The sequence below is a fragment of the Vibrio sp. 10N.286.46.A8 genome (genome assembly GCF_041470165.1).
Lineage (GTDB): Bacteria > Pseudomonadota > Gammaproteobacteria > Enterobacterales > Vibrionaceae > Vibrio > Vibrio tasmaniensis_A.
Window position 1 is genome coordinate 1 of the sequence record NZ_JBFRLX010000267.1, and the last position, 3175, is coordinate 3175.

4 protein-coding genes and 1 pseudogene are annotated in these 3175 nt (G+C 42.3%); all 5 read right to left on the bottom strand.

All coding sequences use genetic code 11. The annotated features are described in order from the left end of the window. The coding region (locus tag AB4232_RS21030; RefSeq protein WP_372087938.1) for a hypothetical protein at positions 1-449 on the bottom strand (449 nt) is incomplete at its 3' end. 342 nt (positions 450-791) lie between these two features. Continuing rightward, a complete protein-coding gene (gene artM / locus AB4232_RS21035) occupies positions 792-1460 on the bottom strand; it encodes an arginine ABC transporter permease ArtM (RefSeq protein WP_010441034.1) in 669 nt (222 codons plus the stop codon). Beyond that, positions 1457-2143, bottom strand: a complete 687-nt coding sequence (artQ, locus tag AB4232_RS21040; protein WP_009846801.1) for an arginine ABC transporter permease ArtQ — start codon at positions 2141-2143, stop codon at positions 1457-1459. The genes artM and artQ overlap by 4 nt, the downstream gene beginning before the upstream one ends. Before the next feature lie 3 nt (positions 2144-2146). Further along, entirely contained in the window at positions 2147-2890 is a 744-nt protein-coding gene (locus tag AB4232_RS21045; protein ID WP_009846802.1) for a lysine/arginine/ornithine ABC transporter substrate-binding protein, read from the bottom strand. Between the two features lie 103 nt (positions 2891-2993). After that, positions 2994-3175 (bottom strand): annotated as a pseudogene (locus tag AB4232_RS21050) (arginine ABC transporter ATP-binding protein ArtP); the annotation flags it as partial.

Sequence of the window (3175 nt, forward strand, 5' to 3'; positions counted from 1 at the left end):
CTATTAGGATGTGATGCTAAGTAAACATTCTGAGAGGCACGATCTCTATTAAATGCATTTTTCATTTCGAGCCAAAGGCCTTGTGTTTCAGTTTTTCCTGCATATATAACCTTGCCAGCTGAATCATAAAAAAAGTAGATACCTTGAGTTGTCTCCAATTTATTTCGAATTTGATCAAACCTAGTTTCCCCGCCTCTAGTAGTCGGTATGATTTCCCAAGATGCACCTCTTTTTGATTCTGCATGAGTTATTTCAAAAAACTCAACTAATGGTTTTATAGAGTTAACAAGAGTATCTTCAGAATGATTTTTCATTGCATTTTTTATCATTGATACAATTTGCTTGTCTTTAAATTCAGAGTCACCCTTAAGAATCTTTTTGAAGGTGCCAACTTTAAGACCAAACAATTCAGACAATACTTCTAAATCATCAATCTCTAATTCTTTCATTACAAGCGCTAATATATTGCTACTGTTCAAATTGATACCCTAAGAGAGTTAACAGCTCTTAGACAGAAAAATTCTGCATTTAAATATAGAATTTTTCTATCTAGTTTCATATGCACGGCACTCTACCATGATTAATTACTGTATTTCAGTGACTTAAAACATAGATAAACTCATTGAATGACAAAATGCAGAATATTTCTATATAGTATGATTTTAGCTAAAACTCGCCCGCACTGTATGTAATCACAGCACTCCGCACATACCCAAACACAAAAAAGCCTGCCATTTATGCAAACATTAATGGCAGGCTTTATACGTTAGTTAAGCTTTTGAGTGGCTAGCTTACGCAGCTTCGAATGCGAGGGCCTTCTTCTCTACCTGACGGAAGATCAGCGTTAATACACCATTCACTGCTAGGTAGAATGCGCCAGCAATGCCGAACACTGTGAGCGTGTCGTAGGTTTGGCCGTTGATACGCTGAGCGTAGCCCATCAAATCCATGATGGTGATGGTGCTTGCCAGTGACGTGCCTTTGAACACTAGAATCACTTCGTTCGAGTAAGCTGGAACAGCGCGACGTAGTGCGTATGGCAGTAACACTTTAAGCGTCGCGATTTTGTCCATGCCTAATGCGCGACATGCTTCCCACTGCCCTGCTGGAATCGCGTTAAATGCACCTCTGAACAGTAGCGTGCTGTATGCCGCGGTGTTCAGTGCGAGTGCTAACATTGCGCAGAACCAAGGTTGGCTAAGCCATGTCCATAGGAAGCTTTCACGAATCCAATCGAATTGACCCGGGCCGTAATACACCAAAAAAATCTGAACCAACAATGGTGTGCCGGTAAACAGCGTAATGATGCCACGAGTTAACCAGTGAATCGCCGGTATTCTTAGGATTAGCGTTACCGTCATCAGCAATGACAAGATACAACCAACAAGCAATGAAGCGCCTGTGAGTTGCAGACTGGTCGCTAAGCCCTCAAGCATTTGAGAGAGGTATTGTTGATTCATGCCATTGCCCCTTTGTTACCCAAACCTTGAATAGAGAACTTACCATCAATCACTTTTACCAATCTTTGTGTGATTAAAGTGATGACCAAGTAGATTGCTGCTGCTGTCGCGTACCAAGTAAATGCTTCGTGCGTTGCCGCTGATGTTAGTTGTGCTTGTTTCAACAAATCCGTTACGCCAATCAGCGATACTAATGCGGTGTCTTTCAATAACACTAACCATTGGTTGGTTAACCCTGGTAGCGCGTGTCTCACTGCTTGTGGCAATACGACTCTGAAGAAAGCACGAGATTGTGAAATACCAAGCGCACTTGCTGCTTCTCTCTGCCCTTTGCTTACTGCTTTCAACGCACCACGAATAGTTTGCGAAGCGTAAGAAGCAAAAATAAGTGACAGTGCAACAACACCTGATAAGAACGGGCTCACTTCTATGAAGTCGCCAGTGATCATGAACAGAACTTGTGTCGAACCAAAGTAGATAAACAGTACGACCAGAATTTCTGGTAAACCACGAACAATCGTCACAAATGCAGTCGTTGGCCATTTGATTGCAATACGACGAGACATCTCACCACTTGCAAACAAAACTGCTAGAACCAATCCAACCAATAGGCTTACGAACGCAAGCTGAACTGTCATCCAGCTTGCTTCGACGAGCCCTAAAGAGTAGCCCGTTAATTCCATAAATTACTTACCGAAGTACTTGTTAAAGATCTTGTCGTATTCGCCGTTCGCTTTCACTGCTGCAAGTGCAACGTTAAGCTGGTCTACAAGTTCTTGGTTACTCTTGTTTACTGCGATACCAAAGCCGTTACCGAAGTACTCTTGGTTTGTTACTTGGTCGCCAACATACGTTAGGTTGTCTTGCTTTTTGAACCATTCAGCTACTACCGCTGTGTCACCAAATACTGAATCGATACGACCGTTTTTCATGTCGATGAATGCATCTTGGTAGCTTGAGTAAGGTACCGCTGTTACGCCAGCCATTTGCTCAAGTAGGAAGCTTTGATGAGTTGAACCGTTTTGAACGCCAACACGCTTACCTTCTAGTGCTGCTTGGTCTGCTACTTTACCTTCAATAGAGATGAATGCTGCCGAGTTGTCGTAGTAAGCATTAGAGAAGTTTACTTGTTTAAGACGCGCTTCAGTGATGTCCATTGCCGAAATAGCGGCATCGTAACGTTTGAATTTAAGTGCTGGGATCAAGCTATCGAACGCTTGGTTGTGAAAAGTACAAGTTGCTTTCATCTCTTCACAAAGTGCGTTTGCTAGGTCTACGTCAAAACCTTGGATTTGGTTGTTCTCGTCCATGTATTCGAATGGTGCGTAAGTCGCTTCCATTGCGAATTTGATTTCGTCTTGTGCCGATGCATTAACAGCCATGCCTGCAGAAGAAAGGCCGATAAGTGAAGCTAGTAGAATCTTTTTCATTTTGTTACTCCGAATCTGTGTGATTTTGACCTGTGGCCATTTCTATAATTTGATTGTTTTAATCGATGTTGTGTTTAGCTAAATCTAGTGAGTCAACTTAGGTTTAATGCGTAAGATACTCGGCAAACTCGGGTGTCTGCGGGTTAACGAATGAATCGCTGGTGCCGTGTTCAACGATGTACCCTTTTTCTAGATACAGAACGTGGCTAGCAATCTTCTTCGCGAAATCAACTTCATGTGTCACAACCACTTGAGTAATGCCCGTTCCACTCAACTCTTTAATAA

Excerpts from the sequence above, each read along its gene's own strand:
- artM (WP_010441034.1), bottom strand. The coding sequence starts at position 1,460 with ATGAATCAACAATACCTCTCTCAAATGCTTGAGGGCTTAGCGACCAGT.
- AB4232_RS21045 (WP_009846802.1), bottom strand. The coding sequence starts at position 2,890 with ATGAAAAAGATTCTACTAGCTTCACTTATCGGCCTTTCTTCTGCAGGC.
- artQ (WP_009846801.1), bottom strand. The coding sequence starts at position 2,143 with ATGGAATTAACGGGCTACTCTTTAGGGCTCGTCGAAGCAAGCTGGATG.